We start from the raw sequence: 26,350 nt of genomic DNA on the forward strand, positions 1-26,350 counted from the left end.
ACCATCCTGTTCCATTTTCTTATATAGGTATGTAAATATATTATATTTTAACATGATAATGAATCCAATATAATGTATTTATTCTTATATGAAATAATAATCGAAGAGGTGCGAGACGTGATTAATACCAGGCTTCCTAAGATTTGGTACGGCGGAGATTATAACCCTGAGCAATGGGATAAAGTAATCATGAACGAGGATTTACGCATGTTTAACCTTGCGGGCATAGATGTAGCGACAATTAACGTATTCTCCTGGGCGCTTTCGCAACCGAATGAAGATACGTATGATTTTACATGGCTGGATGAAACCATTGAGCGTCTTTGGGCAAATGGGACTTATGTTTGTTTAGCGACGAGTACAGGCGCACATCCGGCTTGGATGGCACGGAAATATCCGGATGTTTGTCGTGTGGATTTTGAAGGGCGTAAACGCAAATTTGGGGCTAGACATAACTCTTGTCCCAACAGTCCAACGTTTCGTACCTATTCCGAACGGATGGCGGCCAAATTAGCAGAACGCTATAAAGATCATGAGGCCATTCTCATTTGGCACGTTTCCAATGAATACGGGGGTTATTGCTATTGTGATCATTGCGCGAGCGCATTCCGCACATGGCTGCAAGAGCGTTATTCAACGTTAGAGCAATTAAATAAAGCTTGGTATACAGGATTTTGGGGTCATACCTTCTATGATTGGGAGGAAATCGTGCCGCCAAATGCCCTTTCAGAGGAAAGACCTGGTGATCGCTCCTTCTTCCAAGGTATTTCTTTGGATTATCGTAGGTTTATGTCCGATAGCTTGTTAGATTGCTATAAGCTTGAATATAACGCCATCAGGGAGCATTCTCTTCAAATACCTATCACGACGAATTTAATGGGGCTTTACAAAGAATTAGACTATTTCAAATGGGCGCCTTATTTGGATGTCATCTCATGGGACAACTATCCTTCCCTGGATACGCCCGTGAGCCTCACTTCGATGACGCATGATCTCATGCGCGGATTAAAGGACGGCATGCCATTCATGCTGATGGAACAAACACCGAGTCAACAGAACTGGCAGAAGTACAACTCCTTGAAACGTCCAGGTGTTATGCGGTTGTGGAGTTACCAAGCAGTTGCACATGGTGCGGATACGATCCTCTTTTTCCAACTACGTCGTTCGGCAGGAGCCTGTGAGAAATTCCATGGTGCGGTCATTGAGCATGTCGGGCATGAACATACACGGGTATTCCGAGAATGCGCGGAGTTAGGTCATGAGCTGCAACAGCTTTCTGATAAAGTGCTCGATGCAGAAGTTAAAGCGCGTGTCGGTATTGTTTTTGATTGGGAAAACCGCTGGGCTATTGAACTTTCAAGCGGTCCGACGATTGCTCTGGACTATGTAAATGAAGTTCATAAGTATTACGATGCGTTATTCCAGCAAAATATTCAGGCTGATATGATCGGTGTGGATGCCGATCTATCCCATTATGATATCGTCATTGCACCCGTTCTTTATATGGTGAAAAGTGGATATGCGAAACGAGTCGAAGACTTCGTACAGGCCGGCGGTACCTTTCTTACCACTTTCTTCAGTGGCATCGTCAATGAACATGACCGCGTAACGCTTGGCGGCTATCCAGGTGAGTTGCGAAGTGTTCTCGGCATTTGGGCCGAAGAAATCGATGCGCTTTTTCCTGATCAGAGCAACCAAATGCAGTTGAACGAGCAGTGGGGTGAGCTTGAGGGCAGCTACCAATGTGGCATTTTGTGTGATTTAATTCACGCTGAAGGCGCGGAAGTGAGAGCTGTTTATGGCAAAGAGTTTTATAAAGGCATGCCTGCTCTCACTGTAAATAAATACGGTGCGGGTGAAGCTTGGTATGTCGCTTCTAGTCCAGAGCCTGCTTTCCTCCAAGGACTGCTCAGCAATTTGTGCAGAGAGAAAGGGATTACTGCGCCACTGCCACATGTGCCTGGCGTTGAAGTTTCAACGAGAACTTCGGCAGATCAGAAATCGTATGTCTTTATTTTAAATCATAATAATGAAGCTGCGGCGATTATGTTAGGCGACATCAAGGGGACGGATCTACTTTCAGGGGAATTTATAGAAAATGAGGTCACTCTGCAGCCTAAGGCTGTATTGATCATTGAGAGGTAAATGTAGCACATCGAGTAGCTAGGATGGATTAATCATATAGAACCCTACGATAAATTGTAGGGTTCTTTGTCATGAGTTTAGAAATTAGATGTTTCATACCCCACTATTATTACGTCATATATATTGTTTTCATCTAAAAATGGACGCAAATATGTCTATTTTGTTACAAATACCATCTATATATTGTGTAATATATAATGTAATGTTACATTTATGACATACTAATAAAGACGAAGAGGAAGAGCATCAAGCTTAACTGAAATGGTAAGTACATGACGAAGGGGGAAGCGACAATGTCTGATACAAAGCATGTAGCATTGGCGGCCATTCATCGGTTTGATCTTGGAGTTATCATTTGTAAATCGTGTCATCAAGTGATTCGTACGGTACCAACGAACGGCTATCGAAGGTTGTATGGTTTGTGTAATTCAAGCGCATGCAGGGATAAAAACAAGGAGGCCGACCAATAATGATCCAGAAACTCGCCATACCTTTTCAAGATGGAAATGCTTCAATGAAAGCTGAGCTGGGAGGAAAGGGAGCCAATCTCGCTGAGATGACACGTGCAGGACTTCCCGTACCGCCAGGTTTTACGATTACGACGCAGGCTTGCTTAGCTTTCTTTAAACAAGGAAATCGGATCTCGGATACACTGTTAGAACAACTAGCAGCAGCGCTTAAACATTTAGAACAACAGAAAAATCAGACATTCGGAAACGGAGACAACCCACTGCTGGTTTCTGTGCGATCCGGATCAGTCAGCTCCATGCCGGGGATGATGGATACCATATTAAATCTGGGGCTTAACGACAGAACGGTTCTGGGCTTAGCTTCACTAACAAGGAATGAAAAGTTCGCTTATGACTGCTACCGCCGATTAATGCAGATGTTTGGAAGTGTGGTACTTGGTATTGAATCTCACCATTTTGAACAAGAGTTACACCGTGTAAAAGAGAAAGAGGGTGTACATCACGATCAAGATGTGACTGTTGAAGGATGGAAGGCACTTATCGAAGCTTACAAGTTGGTGATTTTGGCTAAAACAGGCACAGCATTCCCTCAGGATGTCCACGAGCAATTGCAAATGGCCGTTGAAGCTGTCTTCAAGTCTTGGCATAATACGAGGGCGCAAATTTATCGCAAGCTTAATCGCATCCCAGATGAACAAGGTACAGCTGTTAACGTGCAGAGCATGGTATTTGGAAACATGGGCGACAATTGTGGCACTGGCGTTGTTTTTACGAGAAATCCTTCGACGGGAGAGGATACTTTCTTTGGCGAATATTTGATCAATGCACAAGGGGAAGATGTGGTAGCAGGAATCAGGACGCCGCTCGCCATCGCTGCATTGGAGAAGGATAGACCTGATATTTATAGGCAATTGTTTGAGGCATCCAAGCAGCTGGAGAAACATTATAAAGACATGCAAGATATTGAATTTACAGTGGAAAATAATAAGCTGTACCTGCTTCAAACACGAAACGGTAAACGAAATGCGCAAGCTGCGCTCAAGATTGCTGTCGATCTAGTCTATGAAGGTGTATTGACGAAAGAAGAAGCGATTAACCGCATGGAGGTGTCGCATCTTGATCAATTGTTGCATCGAGGGATCGATGAAGGGGCTATCACAGATGTAATTGCCACAGGTCTTCCTGCTTCGCCAGGCGCAGCGATAGGTCAATTGGTATTTGATGCCGATACGGCAGCAGAATGGAGTCGTGCAGGCAAAAAAGTTATTCTAGCTAGAACAGAAACGACACCGGACGATATTCATGGCGTGATCGCTTCAGAAGGTGTACTCACAAGTCGTGGCGGGATGACAAGCCATGCAGCAGTTGTGGCAAGAGGCATGGGCAAGCCTTGCGTGTGCGGCTGTGAAGAAGTGCGCATCGTGTTGGATGAGAAGCGGATGATTATCGGGTCTACAATTGTAGAAGAAGGTGAGTGGCTTACCCTCGATGGCGCAACCGGACGAGTTCTTCAAGGGGAGATGCCCTTGCATGAAGCTCGGATGACGAACGAACTGCTCGTGATGCTGAAATGGGCAGACGAAATTCGCACACTCAAGGTGTTCGCGAATGCCGATAATCCGCAGGATGCGCGAATGGCTAGAGAGCTGGGTGCGGAAGGAATCGGATTATGCCGGACGGAGCATATGTTTTTTGCACCGACGCGTCTGCCGGTTGTTCAACGAATGATCCTAGCGGATGACAAGACGGAGCGGTTGAAGGCACTTGCCCAACTGCTGCCTATGCAACAGTCCGATTTTGAAGGCATGTTCGAGGCAATGGACGGTCTCCCGGTGACGATCCGGTTGCTCGATCCACCGCTGCATGAGTTTCTCCCTAACCTCGAGGATTTACAAAAAAGACATGCGCAATTGGCGTATGAAAACGAGGAATCTGGCGTGGAAAAAGAGGAAGTTGCACATCTCCTTCGCAAGGTGCAGGCGCTGCACGAGGCGAACCCCATGCTGGGACAGCGGGGCTGCCGATTGGGGATTGTCTACCCGGAAATCTATGATATGCAGATTGAAGCTATATTCCGAGCAGTGTCTCGTTGTTTAGATAGAGGCATTCGTGTGCTCCCGGAAATCATGATTCCTTTAGTCGGTCATGCGAATGAACTGCGAATTTTGCGAGAGTTAGTTGAGTTCGTTGCCCCCCAGGTGTTGGGGAAAGAGAAACTTCGCGAATGTCCTTATAAGGTTGGGACGATGATTGAAGTCCCGCGTGCCGCACTTACTGCCCGTCAAATTGTGGCGCATTCCGATTTCTTCTCCTTCGGTACCAATGATTTAACGCAAATGACGTTTGGATACAGCCGTGATGATGCGGAAGGGAAATTTCTGTCTCACTATGTCGATCAAAAGCTGCTGCCGCATAATCCGTTTCAAGTCTTGGATACAGAAGGCGTCGGGCAATTAATTGAGTTGGCTGTAAATACAGGACGACTCGTTAAACCGTCTTTGAAAACGGGCATATGTGGTGAGCATGGCGGAGATAAAGATTCGATTTTCTTTTGCCACCTCATTGGACTGGATTATGTGAGCTGTTCGCCGTACCGAATTCCAATGGCTCGCATAGCTGCCGCACAAGCGTTTATTCATCATGGGATTTCTGGCGCTGTTAAGGTAGCTGAGGCCATTTAAAGCTATGGACGCCTTACCCTTTGGGAACGTTCCGGTAGGCACTGGGGGAAGAACCCGTCATTTTTTTGAACAGTCTGGAAAAATAATAGGGGTCAGAGATGCCGATATTGGCGGCAACTTCTTTGATAGACAGCCCGGTTAAACTAAGCATCTGAGCGGCTTTTTGAATTTTGATACGCAAAAAGTATTCGATCGGCGGAAATCCCGTTTCCTCATTAAATAACAAAATTAAATGCTGTTTAGATAAGCCTATATGCTTGGCCAATTCAGGGAGCTTTATCGAATCCTCCAACCGATCATTCATGTATCGGATAGCGAGTTCTAGATATTGCTCTCTTTTTTTGTCTTTAGCCGTTCCACCTGTGCTAATTCCTATTCCACTCAGCAGTTGGCGGATAGATTGAGAGACGTGCGTGTGGATGGGAAGAGAGTAGGTTTTGTCAGAGAGCAGGATATAACACTTATCAAAGACATCCTTGAACTCCGACATAGCCCCGATTGGAAGATGCATGGGACCTCTATCCATACCAAACATGTGGATAAATGCTGCCGCATGTTCTCCCTGCAGGTGAAACCAGTAAATACTCCATGGTTGATCCGCAGATGCCCCATAGCGATGTGGTGTATGAGCTGGTATGACAGCGAGGTGGTTTTGGGTCAAAGGAATCGCCTTTTGGTGATCCTGCTCAATCCAGCCTTCCCCATCCGAACAAAAAATGAAAATGTGGGAAGGGCTGCCTTCCGGTCGTTCCCGATAATGATGAAGGGCACGCGGGAAAAATCCGATATCACTTACGAATAAATCTCGCGTCAGCTCTGAGCGGGATAATTCAGTTTGCATGTAAGCAGGCAGAATAAACAATTTCTCTTCTTCAAAGCCTTCTGGCTTCCTTTCCATATCCATATGTAGCCCTCCCTTATAAATAAGAATATAATCCATCACATTAAGCATTTTGTCAATTGGCGATTGCTGGCGCACGAGGTAAAGTTAAGATAATCAGATTAGGGAGTGATGAGAGTGAGTCAGAAAGTTCGCGTATGGGAAGAAGACATGTCGATTCCGACTTATGGTATTGGAGAGCCGGATCGCAATCCGATGTTCTTAGAGAAGCGCGTGTATCAAGGAAGCTCCGGTAAAGTATATCCGCATCCGGTTATCGATAAAATTGAAGATGAGAAGAAGCCACAGGTGTATCGCATGGTTATTCTGGAAAATGAGTATGTTCGCATTGAGATCATGCCAGAGCTTGGGGGACGCATCTACCGCGCTGTAGACAAAACAAATGACTACGATTTTGTCTATTATAACCGTGTCATTAAACCTGCATTGGTGGGTTTGGCAGGGCCGTGGATTTCCGGCGGTATCGAATTCAACTGGCCGCAGCATCATCGTCCGAATACGTACGGTCCGGTTGAATATAAGCTCACGGCGAATGAAGATGGAAGCGCTACAGTCTGGGTAAGTGAAATCGATCGTATGTATGGGACAAAAGTAACGGCGGGCTTCAGCTTATATCCAGGTAAGGCTTACCTCGAAATATCCGCGCAGTTATATAATCGAACACCTGAACCGCAAACGTTCTTATGGTGGGCGAACCCAGCGGTTGCAGTGAATGATCAAACGCAATCCGTATTTCCTCCAGATGTAACGGCTGTATTCGATCATGGTAAGCGAGACGTATCCAGATTCCCGATCGCTACGGGAACGTACTACAAAATGGATTATTCTGCCGGCGTGGATATTTCACGGTACAAAAATATTCCTGTACCTACATCCTATATGGCTTATAAATCGGATTATAACTTTGTCGGCGGTTATGACCATGGTGTGCAAGCAGGCTTGCTGCATATTGCGAATCACCATGTTTCGCCTGGGAAGAAGCAGTGGACATGGGGGAATGGCGAATTCGGACAGGCTTGGGATCGCAATTTGACCGATGAAGATGGTCCCTATATCGAATTAATGACCGGTGTATATACGGACAATCAACCCGACTTTACGTGGCTGCAGCCGTATGAAGAAAAGTCGTTCAAACAGTATTTCATGCCCTACAAAAATATCGGCGTTGTCAAAAATGCATCTCTCGATGCTGCTGTTAACCTAGAAGTTGACGAGAAAACGCGTGAAGCGGTCGTTTTTGCTTATGCAACGTCCCTTTTTGCAGGCGCGGTTGTGGAACTAAAAGGACGCAGCCGTACGTACCTGAAGGAAGTTGTGGAGTTGTCACCGACCCAAACATTCAAGTCGATCATTACGCTTGACGAAAATGATCACGTACACGACTTGAAGCTGACCGTTCGTGATGCGGAAGGCACTTTACTTACAGCTTACCAACCTGCTAAGCCATCGATTGAGCAAGTGCCAGATGCTGCTAAGCCACTACAGGAGCCTGCCGATCTCAAAACGAATGAGCAACTCTATTTGGCAGGGTTGCACTTAGAGCAGTATCGCCATGCCACGTTCGAACCCGAGGATTACTATGTTGAAGGATTACGACGCGATCCCAACGATAGCCGGATTAATGTAGCCTATGGAACACTTCTGCTGCGCCGTGGTCTGTTTCAGGAGGCGGAAGGCCACTTCCGAACGGCTGTAAAGTCACTCACATGGCGGAATCCGAATCCTTACGACAGCGAAGCTCTGTATCAGTTAGGCGTCGCACTGAAAGCGCAGGGACGATTGGAAGAAGCCTTCGCGGCGCTTTACAAATCAACATGGTCCGCTGCATGGCAGGATGCAGGTTACTTCACGCTCGCACAAATTGCTTGTGAGAAGGGAGCTTTCGGCGAAGCGCTGGAACTCATTGAGCGTTCACTGGTCCGTAATGCACGCAATTACAAAGCACGCCATCTGAAAGCGGCGCTGCTTCGTAAATTGGGGCAGCATCAAGAAGCGTTAGCTTATGCGCAAGAGACACTCACAATCGATATCGCTGATTTCGGTTCGGCCAACGAACGTATCTTGATTCTTTCAAGTCAAGGAGAGCAAGAACTCGCTCGTGAAGTGAAAGTAGAGCTGGTACGATTGATGCGTAGAGATGCTCATAATTATCTGAATTTGGCTTCCGATTACGCAAATTGCGGCTTGTTCGAAGAGGCGATTGAAGTGCTCAATCGGATGATTGAAGGTCATGGATCTTCCGGCGTGTATCCGATGGTTCATTATACGCTCAGCTACTTACATGAGAAAATAGGAAACTCGGAACAGGCTCAACTTCATAGGAAAGCTGGTAACGAGGCACCGTCTGATTACTGTTTCCCGAACCGTTTATTCGATTTGCAAATCTTAACACATGTCATTGCAGCGGATTCTCAGGATGACAAAGCACATTATTACCTGGGAAATTGGTTTTACGACAAAAAGAGACATGGAGATGCAATCACGCATTGGGAAGCTTCTCGTTCGATCAGCGACAATTTCGCGACCGTGCATCGGAATCTGTGTCTCGCATATTTCAATAAGCGCGGAGATGTTGCGTTTGCACGCATTGCGATGGAGAAGGCTTTTGCCTGCAAGCCTGATGACGCACGCGTATTCTATGAGTTAGATCAATTGTACAAAAAACTCGGCTATACAGCGGAAGCTCGTTGTAATAAGCTTGAGGAGCAGCTTGCACTAGTCAATAAACGTGATGATCTCTATGTGGAATATATTACCCTTCTGAATGCGCTAGGTTACCATGAGAAAGCTGTAGGAGCACTTCAAGCACGTATTTTCCACCCTTGGGAAGGTGGGGAGGGGAAAGTAACTGGTCAGCATGTTTTTGCCCATATTGAACTGGCGAAACAAGCTTTGGCTTCTAATAAATTCGCAGAGGCCGTCACATTACTGCAACAAGCTCTCATTTATCCTGACAATCTAGGTGAAGGTAAGCTCTCAGGAGCCCAAGAAAACAATATTTATTATTATCTCGGCCTCGCCCATGAGGGTTTAAAAGAAAGCGAACAAGCCGCTGCTTGCTTCCATATCGCTTCCCAAGGCTTGGATGAGCCGGCTAGCGCGATGTATTATAACGATCAGCCGCCTGATATGATTTTCTACCAAGGGATGGCATGGCTTGCGCTGGGCAATGAAAAAGAAGCGAAGCGTCGATTCAATAAATTGATCGATTATGCAGAGAAGCATCTCTTCGACGAGGTGAAGTTCGATTATTTCGCTGTTTCCTTACCTGATTTCTTAGTGTTTGAAGACAATTTGAACGTTCGTAATGAAATCCACTGCCGCTACATGATGGGGCTCGGGCAACTGGGTCTAGGGCAGTTGGCGCTTGCTCGAGAACAATTTGGGCTGGCACTTCTGAAGGAACCGAACCATACGGGCGCACGCATTCATCAGGGCATGTGCCTTTAAGGAGAGAAAGCATGGTCCATATCGCCACGGGAACCTATAAAGGGTTCCCATCCATCACCATGGAAAGCGAACAAATCCGTATCGAAACGATACCTGAACTTGGTGGAAAGATTGTCTCCATTGTGTATAAGCCCACAGGGAAGGAATGGCTGCTGGATTCCGGTCATCGAAGGTTGCGCACTCCGGTATACGGTTCTACCTTCACGGATTGGGATATGAGCGGTTGGGACGAATGTTTCCCGACGATTAATACTTGTCCATCGTTCGTGAATGATGGGGTTCATCTGCCCGATCATGGGGAACTGTGGGCACTCCCTTGGGAGAATACGGTGGAGGAAGAGGCAGTCGTCAGCTCGGTGCGAAGCCCGCATCTTCCGTATCAGTTCACTAGACGAATCACATTCGCTTCTGCGGAGAGAGTCCGGTTGGATTACCGAGTGGATAACCGAGGTGATCAACCCTTGCCTTTTTTGTGGGTACCGCATCCACAATTCGCAGTGTCAGAACCGACACGTATTCTTCTTCCGACGTTTACGGAGGGGATGTTGTGTGTATACGGAGGCCTTACTTTAAAGCAAGGGGAATCGTATGATTGGGATGGCGTATCGCGGCTATCTCCCGTGGTTAATGGCGATGGACAGAAATTTTATTACCAAGGCGAGGTTCCGACAGGCTGGTCTGGCTTATATGGGGAAGAGAGTGGTAATTACTTAATCGTATCTGTTCCGCCAGAGAAAGTACCCTACTTAGGTGTTTGGATAGACCGAGGGATGTTTAACGATCGGGTGACTTGCGCATTGGAACCAAGCATTGGCTACTACGACTCCTTAGAGAGAGCTATCGAAAATGGAACAGCAGAAGTGATACCGGCCTTTTCATCCTTCGAATGGCACCTAGAGCTCACACTAGGTGTAGGAGATTGGCACGAAACGATCTGAAAGTGGAAGGGCTCTACGAGAAATCGTAGGGCTTTTACAGGTTAAAAAGTGATGTAAGCAGCTATTTTAGTAAGAATTGACATCGACGTAAGGTTAATTAACATGTATACTTCTTAGTAAAAACAAAAAAGTGGAGTGGAATGGTATGGAGATTCAAATTGACAATCTAACGGGATCCGAAATTATAGCTTTAGTTGGCGAGCATTTTCAGAATATGGCGGATCAGTCTCCGGCTGAGAGTATGCATGCTTTGAATTTGGATGGCTTGCGTAAACCAGAGATTACCTTTTGGAGTGTGTGGGAACATAACGAATTAATGGGATGCGGAGCCATCAAAGAATTGGATGGACAACATGGCGAGATTAAATCCATGAGAACGGCTAGTGCTCACTTGCGAAAAGGTGTCGCCAAACGATTACTTGTACACATCATTGAAGTAGCTAAGCAACGCGGATATGTGCGTTTGAGTTTGGAGACAGGATCCATGGCATCTTTCCAGCCTGCCATCAAGTTGTATGCCAGCTTGGGCTTTCAATATTGTGAGCCTTTTGCTGATTATATCGAGGATCCGAATAGTGTATTTATGACATTGGAGCTTTAATCAAAGACAAGAACAAAATGAAAAAGGAGTCTCGCGTAGGCGAGCTCCTTTTTTCCATTCATGGTCTATTTCGTATGTGTATAGAGATCTGCTACTAATTTTGTGTGTGCTGGTTATGGTGAGTATGCTGCTGTTGATTGTGTTGAGTGTGGTGAGTCTGCTGTCCTTGGGTGTGGTGAGTATGATGTTGCTGCTGATGGTGATGAGGATGCATCATATGTTGGTGATGACCATGGTGCATATGGTGATAAGGCGGATAGTAAGCTAGGTGATGCATTGGATGATAAGCCATATGATGCACAGGGTGATAAGCGAGATGGTGCATCGGGTGGTAAGCATGCGGATGTTGAGCATGATGTGGATGCGGGACAAATTGATGGTGCGGATGGTAGACATGAGGCTGAACATAGCCGCCATGTGGCTGTGCTACGCCGCCAACTTGCTGCGGCACAGGTTGAAACCCGCCAGGAACAGCCATAGGTTGTTGATAAATCGGGAGGTTATCTCCCGTCCATGTCGGCGGTTGTTGCTGGATTGGCGCTTGAACAGGAACTTGAACAGGAACTTGAGTAGGTACGGGAACGGGAAGATGTGTCTCCATCCGAGCCTCGTTAGGATTAATCGGGGTAATGCCCCCAGTTAGTGAATTTCTTGATGTCATTATTTGTCTTTCCCCTTTCGGTATAGGCATACATCATCCTATGCACGCAATAGTTAGTAGGGCACATGTCTATATAAAAATCGGGCTCATACCATTAAATCGATTACCATAGCTCGTTTTTTCGAACATAGATCCAATCTCCGACTTTCGCAATGAGGGGTTTCTGTCGTCGATCATGTTGAAACATGGCAAAGAAGGAAAAGTCAGGATGCACGTAACGGTCCGTCCGAAAGGCAGAGAGTGTACTCTCTGGTTTTCTGTGTTTATTCAGAACGGTAATTACGTCTTGCTCGGAGGCGATTCCAAGGCCGTAGCCATGTCCATAATAGTTGCCGTTTTCCATCATGACGACATTTTCACCTTTTCCCCAAGGGATGGCAGGTTCGAACTCCGGGTTTTCAAAATAAATAATATCCCCCATCACAGCTTCCTCAACCACAGTCCTGTCTATCAGGTGCAGGTTCCTGTTCGATTGTCCATCAAATAATAATAGATTCGAGAATAGCTTATCGAAATGAAGCGGCTCTATGGACTCGGCGATCGCCTTGTACAAAACGACGATGACTGCCATGGAACACTCGAAAGCATAAGAGGTGCCGTTCGTGAAAATATCCTTAATTGCCACTTGGGGGGCAACACCTCGTTTCAGTCGAAACCTTCCGTGCTCCGTAATGTGCCAGTAGGCCCGATTGCATTGCGAGTTTTTGAAATCAGCAAAATAAACACCGCTTTTACTTAGCGCCTTTGAGGATTCAGCGATTTGGTTACGCATGTAGAGCTCGAATAGCAAAGTGTCAACCGAATCATATCGATAGGCATAAGGGCTATTCTGCTTTTTATGGTAGATGGCAAGTTCTGACTCAGACAGTGTACCTTCTCCAAAGGCTAGTTTATTGGTACCTTTGATTACGATCATGGACTTCTCCCCATTTTCAAAGATCGGTATGCGTGATTCACTATTTTTATGTGAGAAAAGGTGGTTATGTGCGGATTATTTCTTGCCACCCTTCGGTTATTCCATCAAAACTGAAAGAGATTTGTTCATTCACCCCCTATGTTATCCACCTATTCTCAACTATACTGAACTCAAATTTGAATGAGCGGGCATACAACAAGACAATGAAGTGCGAGCTGCCAGGCTGATAAAAGGGGGGAGCAGTGGAGCGGAAGCTGGTGGGAGGAAGAGGAAACGTAATATTTCATTTTCAAATTTATTAAGCGCTTACAAATGAGGAGGCTATTGTCATGCGTAACCTATTGGGGAAAAAGAAGAGCTTTGGCGCATTCCTAGTGTCAGCCATGATGCTAATGTCCATGGCTACGGTGATGGCACCGGCAGCCGTGTTTGCTGCGAATACTACGTATTATGTGGATTCCGTCAACGGCAGTGACTCGAACAATGGCACAAGCACGTCGACAGCGTGGAAAACGCTGACCAAAGTAAATGCCACTACGTTTCAGCCCGGTGATCATATTTTGTTTGAAGCGGGTGACACATGGGTCGGTCAATTGTATCCGAAAGGTTCAGGGACCTCAGGCAGCCCGATCGTGATTGATCAGTATGGCACAGGTGCGAAGCCAAAGTTCCAAGGCCAAGGCGCCGTCAAGGATACGGTTCTTTTGTACAATCAGCAGTACTGGGAAATTCACAATCTAGATGTGAGCAACCAAGCAACGGGTTCAGTCGGGGATCTTAGAGGGGTTCATATTACAGGGGCGGACATTGGAACGCTGAATTATTTCCGTTTGGATGGATTGAGCGTTCACGATGTCACGGGAGAAGTGAATTGGATCGGCGGGGATGTTGCAGATAATGCAACGGGCATTACGTTCCAGACGGGATGGGATCGCTCGAAGCGGACTGGCGGCATCGTGTTTGACATGACGTCGAATGTACTTGCACCAGCGGCAGCAACGGTAAAGAGTAAATTTAACGATGTGATTATATCCAATAGCTCGATTAAGAATACTTCGTTCGCGGGGATTGTCTTCAAGCAATACACGGGGGATGGATTGGATACAAACGGGAATGCTGCCGTTTCGGTCGGTTGGGGCGTGCGCAACTCATCAACGGACACGAATTGGTATCCTTTTACCAACGTGACAATTAAGAATAACTATATTACGCAATCGGGTACAACGTTTGGTTGTAATGGGATTTATTTGACGGATACGAAAGGCGCTGTCATCGATAGCAATGTGATTGCAGCGGCAGGCACGTCAGGCATCGAAACGTATTATGCGGATGATGTCGTGATTCAGAAGAATGAGACCTTCGGTGTTGTTAAAAAAGCCGGCGGTGCCGATTATAACGGCATTGATACGGATAAAGGCACGACCAAACAAGTTGTCCAGTACAACTATATTCATGGAAATGGGGATGGCATTCTCTTGTGCCAGTTCAGTTTCGGTGACTCGATTATCCGTTACAATATCATCACGGGCAATTCCAGGTATCAAATGTATCTGCACTCCGATTCCGCAGCGAGCTCGCAAATCTATAACAATACTATTTACAACACGAATAGTACGTATTTGATATATGGGTATGGTACGTATATTAATGCCGCTTATGCGATTCGTAATAACATTCTAGATTCTACGCAAAGTTCTGCCGTACTGACGACAGGCGGCGGTATTTCGTATAATACGAATAGTTATTACGGAACGAGTCTGACTGTACCAGCCGGAGATGCTAACCCGAAAACAGGTGATCCGAAATTGGTGAATCCGGGTACTGGCGGTACAGGAACTGAAGCGAGCGGACCAGCACTAAGCAGCTTGAGCGGGTACCAACTGCAAACGAGCTCCCCGCTTATTAACCAAGGAGTTACCATTGCTTCGAATGGCGGCTTGGATTTCTGGGGAGATACCTTGTACACCGATTCAGCGGATATTGGTGCCGATGAGACGGCGGTAACTGGCGGAAGCAGTGGACCCACGTACCTTGTGAATGATACGTTTGATGCCATGACAACAGGCAGCGCACCAACGGGGTGGACGATCAGCAATGGCACAAGCCCGAATGCCATTACGGTGCAAGCTGTGCCAAGTACTACAGATAAGAGCGTACAGCTGAGCAAACCGACAGCATCAGGCAAAACGACCATGTACAAATCATTTGCAGCGACAAGTGGCACCGTGACGATTGAAGCAAGAGTGAAACGAAGCGAAACGACCACGTGGTGGTGCCTGCCGTACATCTACGACAGCACTGGTGTTGTTGCTGAATCTATTGCTCTAGATACGGGGAATATCAAAGCAAATGTGAACGGTACATGGACGACGATTCAAGCTTTTTCAGCGAATACGTGGTATGACTTGAAGGTTGTATTGAATACGAGCACAGATAAATTCGATTTTTACGTCAATGGGACGTTAATGCTATCTCAAGCAACGATGCGAGCTGCGGTCTCTAACGTTTCCAAGATCGAATTCTATGCGGATAACACGCAAGCGGGTACAACGAATGTCGATAATGTGAAGGTGTATACGCCGTAATCCTGAAATCCCGAATTGCTGGAAACAGCGATTTGGGATTTTTTCACCGCAAAGGGGAAATGAGGTTAAAAGATAGGAATAGTGAAAGAAAAACGTTCATTTGCCTACTAGTTTTATCAAGAAAAGCGATCCTATAATAGGGCATACTGATATTCAGAGGAGGTCAAACATGTTGGTTTCGAAAATAAGGTTGAAATGGTCATCCTTGTTGCTTGCCGTTGTTCTTGTACTCAGCAGTGTAAGCGCTATTTTGCCGGTTTCTCACGTACAGGCTGCGCAAGGAACGGGGACAACCTATTATGTGGATTCACAAGGAGGCAGTGATAGTAATGATGGTAAAAGCTCCGGTGCAGCTTGGAAGTCGTTGACGATTGTCAATCAAACGACGTTTCAGCCCGGTGACCGCATCCTTTTTAAAGCGGGAAGTGAATGGAAGGGACAACAACTGTATCCGAAAGGTTCCGGAGAAAGTGGAAATCCCATTGTGATTGATATTTATGGAGGGGCAACCCCGAAGCCGAAATTTAGCGGAGCTGCTGCTATAGATTCCGTGGTTAATTTTGAAAATCAGCAATATTGGGAAATTAATAATCTTGAAATCACGAATACGGCGGCAGGCGCACCTGCTGATCCATCGAAATTAGCAGATTTAAGGGGGATCCATGTTGCGGGAAGAGATGCAGGGGTGCTCAAGCATTTTTATTTAAAAAACCTGTTCATCCATGATATAACCGGATGGGATTGGTGGATTGGCGGAAGTTCCGCATCGGATGTGCCAGGAAGTGGGTTTGCCCACGGTACTGGATGGGATGCTTCTAAGCGTACAGGTGGTATTCTTTTCGAAACGTTGCAGCCTGGGGCTAACCCAGTACCGACGAAATTCGATGATGTTATCATTGAGAATAGCGTTTTTCAGGATAACTCCTTTGGCGGCATTATTTTTAAGCAATATGAAAATGGTGTGAACTGGGCTTCCCGGGATGATGGAAAAGGTCATTCGTCACCGTCAGATTCGCTTGGCCAGTGGTATGATCCGCAATGGGTGCCTCATACGAATATTACGATTCGTAACAATTATTTCAGCCAATATAACTCTGATTTTGCCTGTGATACGATCTATTTGACCAGTGTGCAAAATGCGCTAGTCGAGCATAATGTATCTGCTGGTGCGGGTACCAGTGCGATTGAAATGTACTATGCCGATAATGTAACGGTGCAATACAACGAGATCTACGATACGACGGCCAAAGCGGGCGGAGCGGATTCGAATGCCATCGATCCGGATAAGGAATCGACGAATATTCTCATTCAATATAATTACATTCATGATACAGGGGATGGCATTCTCTTATGTGGCTTCACATTCGGAACAGCAACTGTTCGATATAATATTCTCAAAGACGCAGCGCCGGCAAAACGCTTTCTGAATCCACACGGTGATAAGGGAACGCAGCTGGTGTATAACAATATTTTTTATAATACCCGAGCCGGGACGGATGTCACTTTCGTGAATTCATCGGGCGGAAGCGCCTATTTAAATGACTCCGATTATTTCGTGAAGTTGTACAATAATATTTTTTATAATGCGGCTGGCGGTGCTTTGAAAACGGTTACGATCGCTTCAGGCACCGGAACTACCTATGATAACAATGTGTATTACGGTCAAAATGTAGCTGCTCCTAACGGGGATGCGCACGCTGTACTGGGTGATCCTAAGTTTGCAGGACCAGCTCCGACAACCAAAGGAAATGCGACAACGGGTCCAATTCTGGATATGGATGTCTTCCGTTTGCTGTCGGGATCCTCTGCCATCGGTAATGGCTTAGATGGTGTTGGGATGAATTTGAGCAATTCAACGATGACTTTTACAGATAATGGCGGCAAAGATTTTGCAGGTCAGGCTTTATATAACGGCAAGCCCGATATCGGCGCATTTGAATATTATGGCGCATTGAACAGCGGGACGGAAGCCATCACTGGCGTCGTTAAGGATGCTGGTGGCGCCTTGATTTCCGGTGCAGACGTGAGTGTGACGGTAGGCGGGACGAAGTATTCGGCTGTATCCAATACGACTGGATTCTACAGCATACTGAATGTGCCTGTCGGAACGAATTATACCGTCACAGCGAGCAAAACTTTTTATTATGATGGGACCGTAAATAATGTCAGTGTGGTCGCTGGTGATACGACTTCTGGGGTCCATGTGACGATGATTTCAACGAATCCGACAGGAGCGATCTCCGGGACTGTGAAAGATACGTCTACGCCTAGCAGCCCACCTGTTGTAGCAGGAGCGAACGTTAGTATTAGCGATAACACGAATACTGTAGTAGCGACGGCAGTGACGGATGCATCAGGTAATTTTACCGTTTCCAATTTGGCTGCCAAATCGGGCTATTCCGTGACGGTTGCTAAACAAGGCTATCAGCCTTGGACGGTAACTACACTAACAAATGTACCGATCGCGGTTACAGCTGGCACGACAACCTCGATAGGAACCGTATACCTGTCACCAGGGAAGCCGATCTATGTGGTGAATGACAATTTTGATTCCTATAACGTAGGCAGTGCACCAACTGGATGGACGGCAACTACAAACGTTGCTGGAGCTAGCATAGGGGTAGCGGCGAACCCGAGTGCATCGGATAAAAGTGTATGGATTTCCCAGCCTACGAAAGGATCCGGCAGTAGTCAGAAGACCGTATTGTCAAAGCCGCTTAACAACCTGAAAGGCATTGTTTCAATTGAATATGCGATTAGTAAAAGCAATACGTCTGATTATTTCACAGTACCTGCGGTGAATGGCAATAGTACGTCTAATATCGCTGTAACGGTGGGAATGGACAGTACAGGAATTCTTTATAAGGATGGCGGATCTAGCGGTGTCGCGCACGTCATTCAAGCCTATACTGTGGGCACATGGTATAATTTCAAAATTATTTTGAATACCATCACGAAAAAGTTTGACTTGTACATTAATAACGTGAAGAAATTAGATCAAGCTGCTTTCAGATTTACGGATTCAACGACAGATTACTTGACGGGTGTAGATTTTACCGCAGCCTATAATGTCACAGGCTCGGTGTATCTCAACAATTTTAGAATCAGCAGCGGAATTGCCTATCCAGTGAATGATACGGACCTAACAAGTCTTACCGTTAGTCAAGGAGCGTTAACGCAAGTTGATAAAACACATTACTATTTGAATGTGCCGAATTATGTGAATCAGCTTACGTTGACGCCAACGGCAGACAGTATTTTCGCCAAAAGCATATCGGTAAATGGCAGTCCTGTTGCCAGTGGGCAAGCATCTCAAAGCATTCCGCTTTCAGACGGAGACAATGCGATTCCTGTTGTCGTTACGGCAGAAGACGGTACAACGACAGGTACGTATACGGTAACCGTCAATAGAACGCCGACTGAAATTGATGCAACGTTAAAAAACTTAACCGTAAGCAGCGGAACGCTCTCGCCAGCTTTCACAACGGATACGACTAGCTACACAGTTAGTGTGCCTTATTCCGTTGATCAGCTTAACATCACGCCAGTCACCAGTGCTCCCGGCGCTACATTAATGCTGAACGATGTTGAAATATCGAATGGTCTAGCCCGCAATGTTGCACTAGCCGAGGGTGTGAATACATTCGTGATTAACGTGAATTCCGTGGATGGCACGAATAATCAAGATTACTCAGTGACTGCGACACGGGCGCCGAATCCGAATGGTCGTTTCCAAGGTGTAGTGAAAGATACACTAGGCAACCCAGTTTCTGGAGTGGCCGTCAGTGTCACAGGTAATGGGCAAGTCTACACAAGCACAACGAACGCATTGGGCGCTTATAATTTCTCTGACATTGTACCTGGAGCTGGATATACAATTACAGCAAGCAAAACAGGATACAATGATGCGAATGTGACTGGGTTCAGTGCAGTTGCAGGTACAACGACTGCAGTAGGTGACATTCTTTTGACACTGGCATCACAACCGCCTCAACTTACTACCGTAACTGTATCTGGTACAATTTCGGCATTAACAGCGGGGAGCACTGGATATGATGTAAGCAATCTGACTGTACGTGGTAAAGATCAATATAATGCACAGTTTGATCTTAGCGCCATGCCTATAACATGGTCCCTTGCATCTGGCGGAGCTAGTGCAGTCCTAAGTGGCAGTATATTGACACCAATGAGTGTCGGAACAGGGACTATCACAGCTACAGTGAATGGCGTGACGAGTAATCCTGTCGGGTTTGCCATCGTAGCCGCATCTCCTACGAATACGACTTCCTATCAGTTGACGGGGCCAGCTTCCGTGGAAACGGGAGAGAGCCTTGAGCTGACGTATGGACTAACGAATGTCATCGACAGTGTGTATGCGAAATCGGTGACAGTCAACTATGATCCTACCGTGCTCGAATACGTGAATGTGAGCCCTTTACTGAATGGATTTACCGTAATTGGCTCTTCGACAGCACCAGGTAAAGTTAAAATTATTGAAGCCAGCACGGGTTCTACTAGCCCAGTAATGGGTACTGTGAATCTGCTGTCGCTCTCCTTCCGAGCTTTGAACCCATCGGTGAGCACCAATGTGTACATGACGGGTGTTGTCATAGGTGACCAGTACGGTAACGAACAGACGTTGAGCACTGGCACAGATCTTTGGCTTGCTGTGGTTCAGCCCGTTCAGGTAGATAAGACATCATTGTCCGCTGTTCTTGGCGAGGCAGCATCTGCTGTCGCCAATGCAAAGGAAATACAGCCCAACGGGCCGAACTTCGGCGCTTACCCAAGCAGTGCGATTGAAGCCATTCATGCAGCGATTCTAGCAGCGAATACGGTGTATGGTCAAACTTCTGCCACACAATCTCAAGTGGATGATGCCAAAAGCGCACTTTCGCTAGCGTTAACGGTCTTCCTTGCGGCGGCTAATCAGTCTGTTAGTATTGGCGATCTAGCTGTGATAGCAAGAAATTATCATGCTGCCAGCAGCGATGTGAATTGGCCATCTCTTCGCAACTATGACTTAAACAAGGATGGGAAACTGGATATCTACGACCTTGTTGCCATGGCACAACGCATCTTGAATTAATACTTGCCTACGGATGGGGGAAACCGCCAGGTTTCCTGCCATCCGTTGATGCATAAACGGAGGATTTCACATGAGGCGCATTTTTCACATGTTCTTTCTAGCTATCTTACTTATAGCGGCAATTCTGCCTATTTCAGTTGAGGCACAAGCCCTAGATTCCATCCAGTTAGCTGCTTCATCGAGCAGTGCCAAAATGGGGGAGACCCTATCGGTTACGGTAGCGGGGAAATCGCTATCCGATCTTTACGGTGCTGAAATTGAACTTGCTTATGATGCGGCAAAGCTGCAATACGATGGATACTCAAGCCCTTTGACGGGTCAAGCTTTTATCATGGAACCAACATCAAAGGACGGCAAGATCATGCTTGTGTTTACGTTCACTGGGCAGAAGCCAGGATTGAACGGGGACGCGAATTTGTTTGCAATTTCGTTTAAAGCGATTGGCACGGGCGAAGCATCCGTAAGTCTGAATACGGTGACGGGTTTGAATCACCAAGGGCAACCAACGGTTGTATCAATGGGTAACCCTGTAACAACCACGATTTCGAACAACAACACGGTGCCGCCGGTCACCAATCCCGGTACGGACAAGCCCCTCACACCAGGCGTGGTCACCGTTGAAGCGAGCCCATCCGATAAAGGGGTTGTCTCGATCCGTGTCACACCGAAGGACTTACTTGCAGCGGCTGAGTCCTCGAAGGATCGATCTGTACGGATTCAAGTCAATAAGGTATCCGATGCCAAAGAGGTGCTGGTTAATCTCCCAGTTGCCGATTGGCGGCAAGCGGGAGCTCAAACGGGCAACATTGACACGATTAAGCTGGAGACAGAACTGGCAAACGTCACCATCGATACCAAGATGTTAAGGAGCATCCAAGTCACGGATCCAGCTAATCTTCAATTGCGCATCGCGAAGGTGGATCCTGCTGCCCTGCCATCAGGTATCAGCCAAGTAGTGGGCACTGGGGTTGTCTATGATTTTACAATAACGCTGGATGGGCAAAAAATAACGAACTTTAGCGATAAAGAAGTAATGGTTGAATTGCCTTATGTCCTATCACCAGGTGAGAATCCCAACCAAGTTGTTATTTACTATTTGACGACTAGCGGCAATTTGGAGGTCGTAAAGAACGGTTACTATAATGCAACTACAGGCAAGGTGGCGTTTAAGCCGAGCCATTTCAGCCAATATACAGCGAAACATGTACCCGTTTCCTTTCAGGATATGAATGGGTATGGCTGGGCTAGCGATGCTGTGCTTGGGCTTGCCGCTCGCGAAGTCATTCAAGGCAGGAGCGAGGGAAATTATGTGCCGGATGGACAAGTTACACGCGCTGAATTCGTGCAAATGTTGACGAAGCTGTTCGACCTGAGCGATATATCCGCCGCAACTGTCTTCACGGACGTAGCTCCGGGCGCATGGTACTACAAAGCGATCGCTTCAGCGCAGAAGGCTGGCCTTGTGCAAGGCAAGGATGACGGAAGCTTCGGTGTGAATGATCTGATCAGCCGTGAGGACATGGCTGTGCTCATTGATCGTTTCGTGAAGCAACGAGGATTATCCTCGGTGGCCGCCAGCGGCACAATCAGCCCACCTGCTGATTTCCTTGATTTGGGGCTGACCTCGGCTTATGCCAGAGATGCTGTCTCATCTTTGCAGCAAGCGGGTATCATGAACGGAATGACTGAGGGTTATTTTGAACCTAAGGGGAATTCCACACGCGCACAAGCGGCATCTGTCTTATATCGACTATATCAAGCGATACAATAACTGTCTTACAAAGAAATCTCTCCTAATGTTCAATGGTTGGGTCATGCAACCATTGGCAAAAGAGAGATTTTTTTGTTGATGGTATGCTCGTAAACACGGCGTAATAATAAGACCATTGAGAGAGCTAAGTTGTCCTCAGCAACGCTGGTCAAAAAACAATAAGCACGCGAAGCGGGCTTATTTCTCACGCAAAGTTGCTGTCAGTGCCTGTTGCCAGCCAATAAACACCTGTGGTGGTCTTATAACCTAAATAACGGCTAAAGGAAGAAGAATAAGCAATCCACGCGTACTTATTGCGTCTGAATCGGTAAATAGTCTCACTAGACGGCCGTGGGGAGACCACTGAAACACGTTTCTTTCTACGGAGAATGGTACCATTTAGTTCAAATCAAACGGATATTTTTATTGTGAAATAGTGAAAGAACTTCATTCGATGCGCAATGTAACAAACAATCGAGGCATCTTATAATAAATGTATCAGATAACAAGCGAATCACGTAACGCTTTGAACAGGAGTGGAACCTATTATGGAAAGTAACGTGCTACAAACGGGTGGTTTGCTTGCAAAAACGAAGAAAAGGAAAATCCGATTTCTGAGCCGTTGGGAATCGCCATTGGCCGGATACCTCTTTTTATCCCCTTGGCTGCTTGGTTTTTTCCTCTTAACGCTGGGGCCGATCCTCATGTCCTTGTATTACTCCTTTACGGATTATTCCTTGCTGGATGCGCCGCATTGGCTTGGAACCCAGAACTACAAACACATCGTCATGGAAGATGACACCTTTCGTGAATCGATCAAAGTAACCCTGCTGTTCGTCGTTTTCTCTGTACCGCTGAAGCTCATCACCGCTTTGCTCGTGGCGATGCTGCTCAACAAGAAAATCCGAGGGATTTCATTCTACCGCACCATGATCTACTTCCCATCCTTGATCGGGACAAGTATTGCGGTATCAATCCTCTGGAAAAACATTTTCAGCAAAGATGGCTTCATTAACCAAGCGCTATCACTTGTTGGCATCCATGGCAAATCGTGGATTGCGGATCCAGATACCGCGCTTGGGACGATCATCCTGCTCGTGGCTTGGCAATTCGGTTCGGCGATGATCATCTTCCTTGCGGGACTCAAACAAATTCCAACAGATTTGTACGAAGCCTCCTCGGTCGACGGTGCAAGCAAGTTGCGACAATTCGTCACAATCACATTACCGATGCTTTCACCGATCATTTTGTTCAATTTTGTTCAATCAACGATTAACTCTTTCCAGATGTTTACGCAAGCGTTCATCATTACGAACGGCGGACCGGTGAATTCAACCTATGTCTATGTCATGTATCTCTATGAGCGTGCTTTTTCCAAGTTTCAAATGGGGTATGCATCCGCACTGGCGTGGATCCTTCTCGTGATCATCGCGGTAGTAACGGCGATCATATTCGCTACTTCGAAGTACTGGGTTTATTATGAAACGCAAGGAGGGAAGGGGAAATGACCGCCCAACGCAAAGGCCTAACCCATCTCGTATTACTTGTTTCAAGTATCATTATGATGTATCCGGTTTTCTGGTGGCTTGGTGCTTCGCTCAAAACGAATGATGAAATGCGTTCACCGAACTTATTTCCATCCACTTTCCATTGGTCAAACTATACAGAAGGCTGGGTTTCAGTCCCGAACTATCACTTCAGCGTGTTTTATATGAATAATTTGCAATTGATAGCGGGGGTATTGTTTACAAGTATCGTATCTTGCTCCTTGGTGGCATTTGCTTTTGCCCGCCTAGATTTCCCGCTGCGCAAGCTATGGTTCGGTATCTTACTCGTGACCTTAATGCTGCCAACACAAGTTACGATCGTGCCGCAGTATGTCTTGTTCAGCAAATTCAACTGGATTAACACGTACTTGCCTTTCTATGTCCCGCATTTATTAGCTGGCGGTGTAGGTGGACCTTTCTTCATCTATTTGCTCGTACAATTCATACGTTCCATTCCAAGAGAACTCGATGAGTCGGCCAAAATAGACGGTGCTTCCTGGTTCGGTATTTACTGGCGCATCATTATTCCGTTGACCAAGCCTGCGCTTGTTACTGTTGCGATCTATTGCTTCCTCTGGAACTGGGATGATTTCTTTGGTCAATTACTCTATATCAATTCCGTTGATAAATACACGGTTAACTTAGCGTTAAAGCTGTTCATCGACTCCGCAGGAACGGTGCCATGGGGGCAAATGTTAGCCATGTCCTTATTATCGGTTGTCCCTGCTGTTGTGATCTTCTTCATTGCTCAGAAGCATTTCGTAGAGGGTATTGCGTCAGGTGCACTAAAAGGATAAGCTTAATTTGAAGAGGGAAGCTGCTGCATTTGCCGCGGCTTTCTTTGCATAACAGCGGAGAATGAATCAGACGGGGGCAGGCCTATGCTGCAAAATCCATTTAAAACCTATCGCATTATAGCGGTTTATTTTTTTAGCTCGGCGATTATCATTGCGCTTCTGATCGGGATTGTCGTTTCCGTCAGCTACTCAGGTACGTCGGATCAAATCGCAAAGAATACATCTTTCTATCAGCAGCGTCTGCTGAATGAATTAAGCAAGAAAATGAGCACGAGCTTGATCGGCATTGAACAAACCTCAGGCACCTCTGCCAAAAATGTGGATCTTCTCTATGGCCGACTTCGTGATGATGACGCTTACGAGCGTTTGCGTGTCGAAACGGAGATCAAGAGTCAACTGAATTATGTGGTGTTCGGAACGCCGATCCTGCAGTCGATTCATGTCTATTCGGATTATCCTTTCACTTCAGACACGCAAGGACCTGTTACGTTTCTTCCGATGACGAAGTTAAATGAGGAAGCGTGGTATCCCAGTATTTTAGAAACAGACAGCGCTTGGCTCGGTGAACATAAGGTCATGTCCAATGGACGTGAGGAATCGGTCATTAGCTTCGCGCGCAAAGTGATCAATAATAGCAACCAATACTACAGCCTCATGGTTTTCAATATTAAAGTAACGAGTATTCGGCATTTGATATCCTCTGAGGATGATACGACGAATATGGCGTTGTTGGACGCAGCAGGCAGGCTAATTACACATGCCGGCAATGAGACGAAGCTGCAGCAGGCGGCACTGACACTCAAAGGAGAGCTGGATAAACCCAGCGGCTCGCTGCGCTCCGGGGATGATTTCTTCGTCTGGGCCAAATCACCTGATTCCCAGTGGACGCTCTTCGAGGCAAGCTCGTGGAGTGAGATGACGAGCGGAAGTAAAAGCATGGCGCAGCTGTTCCTCATACTCGGAGCATCCACCATCGTGCTTGTCTTGCTGCTAACGTTGTTTCTATCCAGGCGTTTCATGCTGCCGATGAACCAATTGATCAGAGCCATGGGGCAATTCTCTCCCGGCGAAAAGCAACTATTACCAACGGATTATAAGAATGAATTTGGTAAGCTATTTCATGGGTACCGCAAGCTGACGCAGCGGATCGAAGATCTCTATGAATCACTGCGACAACAGCATATTCAGCAGCGGGCAGCCGAGCTCAAATCATTACAAATGATGATTAATCCACATTTTTTATACAATACATTAGACCAAATAAACTGGACGGCGATCGAAGCGGATCAGACGAAAATCAGCACCATGCTCGCGCAGGTGGCAAGTATGTTCCGGCTAGCGCTTTCGAATACGAATAGTCTGGTAGCTGTGCAAGAGGAAGTTGCCCATATCGAGCACTATTTGAAATTTCAGCAGGTGCGCTGGGAAGATAAGCTGTCCTATACAGTTACAGTCGATGAGAGTGCGAAGACGTGTTTAATGCCCAAAATATTTTTGCAGCCTTTCGTCGAAAATGCCTTTATGCATGGTTTCCATGGCGCTATTCAAGCTGAAATTCAGGTAGATATCCGGCGGGAAGAGAACGATTTACATGTCACCATCACGGATAATGGCAAAGGACTTAGTGAGAATTGGGAGAACAAGCCTAGGAAGCGTGGAGGTTATGGTCTCCGAAATGTAAGGGAAAGGCTGGATGCGTTATTCGGACAACAGTACAGCCTGCAATTAAGCAATCGTGAACAAGGCGGAGTTCAAGTGGATATTCGATTCCCACTTTCTGACCCCGCACAGGATGAAAAGACATCGTAAGGGAGTAACG

General features: G+C 46.5%; 15 protein-coding genes. 12 read left to right on the top strand and 3 right to left on the bottom strand.

Annotation, left to right across the window (positions count from 1 at the left end; translation table 11 throughout):
• Positions 1–117 precede the first annotated feature (117 nt).
• The 3 genes from A8709_RS10525 (at position 118) to ppdK (ending at position 5,296) form a co-directional block, all read left to right on the top strand.
• Positions 118–2,145, top strand: a complete 2,028-nt coding sequence (locus tag A8709_RS10525; protein WP_065852301.1) for a beta-galactosidase — start codon at positions 118–120, stop codon at positions 2,143–2,145.
• Positions 2,146–2,438: 293 nt separating this feature from the next.
• On the top strand, positions 2,439–2,615 hold the full coding sequence (locus A8709_RS34055) for a GapA-binding peptide SR1P (protein WP_167357049.1): 177 nt from the start codon (positions 2,439–2,441) through the stop codon (positions 2,613–2,615).
• The gene (gene ppdK / locus A8709_RS10530; protein WP_065852302.1) at positions 2,615–5,296 is read left to right on the top strand and encodes a pyruvate, phosphate dikinase; all 2,682 of its coding nucleotides are present in this window, start codon (positions 2,615–2,617) and stop codon (positions 5,294–5,296) included. Before A8709_RS34055 ends, ppdK begins: the two co-directional genes overlap by 1 nt.
• Positions 5,297–5,309: 13 nt before the next feature.
• Here ppdK and A8709_RS10535 read toward each other — a convergent pair whose 3' ends face one another.
• Positions 5,310–6,200, bottom strand: a complete 891-nt coding sequence (locus A8709_RS10535) for an AraC family transcriptional regulator (protein ID WP_084224810.1) — start codon at positions 6,198–6,200, stop codon at positions 5,310–5,312.
• Positions 6,201–6,308: 108 nt separating this feature from the next.
• Between A8709_RS10535 and A8709_RS10540 the strand changes: the two genes are divergently transcribed.
• The 3 genes from A8709_RS10540 to A8709_RS10550 all read left to right on the top strand — a co-directional run bounded on the left by A8709_RS10540 (position 6,309) and on the right by A8709_RS10550 (position 11,186).
• On the top strand, positions 6,309–9,647 hold the full coding sequence (locus A8709_RS10540) for a DUF5107 domain-containing protein (RefSeq protein ID WP_065852303.1): 3,339 nt from the start codon (positions 6,309–6,311) through the stop codon (positions 9,645–9,647).
• 11 nt (positions 9,648–9,658) lie between these two features.
• Complete coding sequence (locus tag A8709_RS10545) at positions 9,659–10,585, top strand: aldose epimerase family protein (protein ID WP_065852304.1); 927 nt, start codon at positions 9,659–9,661, stop codon at positions 10,583–10,585.
• Between the two features lie 145 nt (positions 10,586–10,730).
• The gene (locus A8709_RS10550) at positions 10,731–11,186 is read left to right on the top strand and encodes a GNAT family N-acetyltransferase (RefSeq protein WP_065852305.1); all 456 of its coding nucleotides are present in this window, start codon (positions 10,731–10,733) and stop codon (positions 11,184–11,186) included.
• Between the two features lie 94 nt (positions 11,187–11,280).
• On the opposite strand, the gene A8709_RS34060 is transcribed toward A8709_RS10550, so the two are convergent.
• Both A8709_RS34060 and A8709_RS10560 read right to left on the bottom strand, forming a co-directional pair.
• Positions 11,281–11,847, bottom strand: a complete 567-nt coding sequence (locus A8709_RS34060) for a hypothetical protein (protein ID WP_141692486.1) — start codon at positions 11,845–11,847, stop codon at positions 11,281–11,283.
• Between the two features lie 103 nt (positions 11,848–11,950).
• The gene (locus A8709_RS10560) at positions 11,951–12,763 is read right to left on the bottom strand and encodes a hypothetical protein (RefSeq protein WP_065852307.1); all 813 of its coding nucleotides are present in this window, start codon (positions 12,761–12,763) and stop codon (positions 11,951–11,953) included.
• A 329-nt stretch (positions 12,764–13,092) separates the two neighbouring features.
• Between A8709_RS10560 and A8709_RS10565 the strand changes: the two genes are divergently transcribed.
• The 6 genes from A8709_RS10565 (at position 13,093) to A8709_RS10590 (ending at position 26,340) form a co-directional block, all read left to right on the top strand.
• Complete coding sequence (locus tag A8709_RS10565) at positions 13,093–15,348, top strand: right-handed parallel beta-helix repeat-containing protein (protein WP_065852308.1); 2,256 nt, start codon at positions 13,093–13,095, stop codon at positions 15,346–15,348.
• Positions 15,349–15,517: 169 nt separating this feature from the next.
• On the top strand, positions 15,518–20,437 hold the full coding sequence (locus A8709_RS10570; RefSeq protein WP_065852309.1) for a carboxypeptidase regulatory-like domain-containing protein: 4,920 nt from the start codon (positions 15,518–15,520) through the stop codon (positions 20,435–20,437).
• 70 nt (positions 20,438–20,507) lie between these two features.
• A complete protein-coding gene (locus tag A8709_RS10575) occupies positions 20,508–22,208 on the top strand; it encodes an S-layer homology domain-containing protein (protein ID WP_065852310.1) in 1,701 nt (566 codons plus the stop codon).
• Positions 22,209–22,735: 527 nt separating this feature from the next.
• Positions 22,736–23,695: a carbohydrate ABC transporter permease gene (locus tag A8709_RS10580; RefSeq protein WP_065852311.1), complete on the top strand. Its 960-nt coding sequence runs from the start codon at positions 22,736–22,738 to the stop codon at positions 23,693–23,695.
• Positions 23,692–24,531 carry a carbohydrate ABC transporter permease gene (locus A8709_RS10585; RefSeq protein WP_065852312.1) on the top strand — a complete coding sequence of 280 codons (840 nt, stop codon included), beginning with the start codon at positions 23,692–23,694 and terminating at the stop codon, positions 24,529–24,531. The genes A8709_RS10580 and A8709_RS10585 overlap by 4 nt, the downstream gene beginning before the upstream one ends.
• 84 nt (positions 24,532–24,615) lie before the next feature.
• Positions 24,616–26,340, top strand: a complete 1,725-nt coding sequence (locus tag A8709_RS10590) for a cache domain-containing sensor histidine kinase (RefSeq protein WP_065852313.1) — start codon at positions 24,616–24,618, stop codon at positions 26,338–26,340.
• Positions 26,341–26,350: the final 10 nt, after the last annotated feature.

The organism is Paenibacillus pectinilyticus, from assembly GCF_001700435.1.
GTDB classification, from domain to species: Bacteria; Bacillota; Bacilli; order Paenibacillales; family NBRC-103111; genus Paenibacillus_E; species Paenibacillus_E pectinilyticus.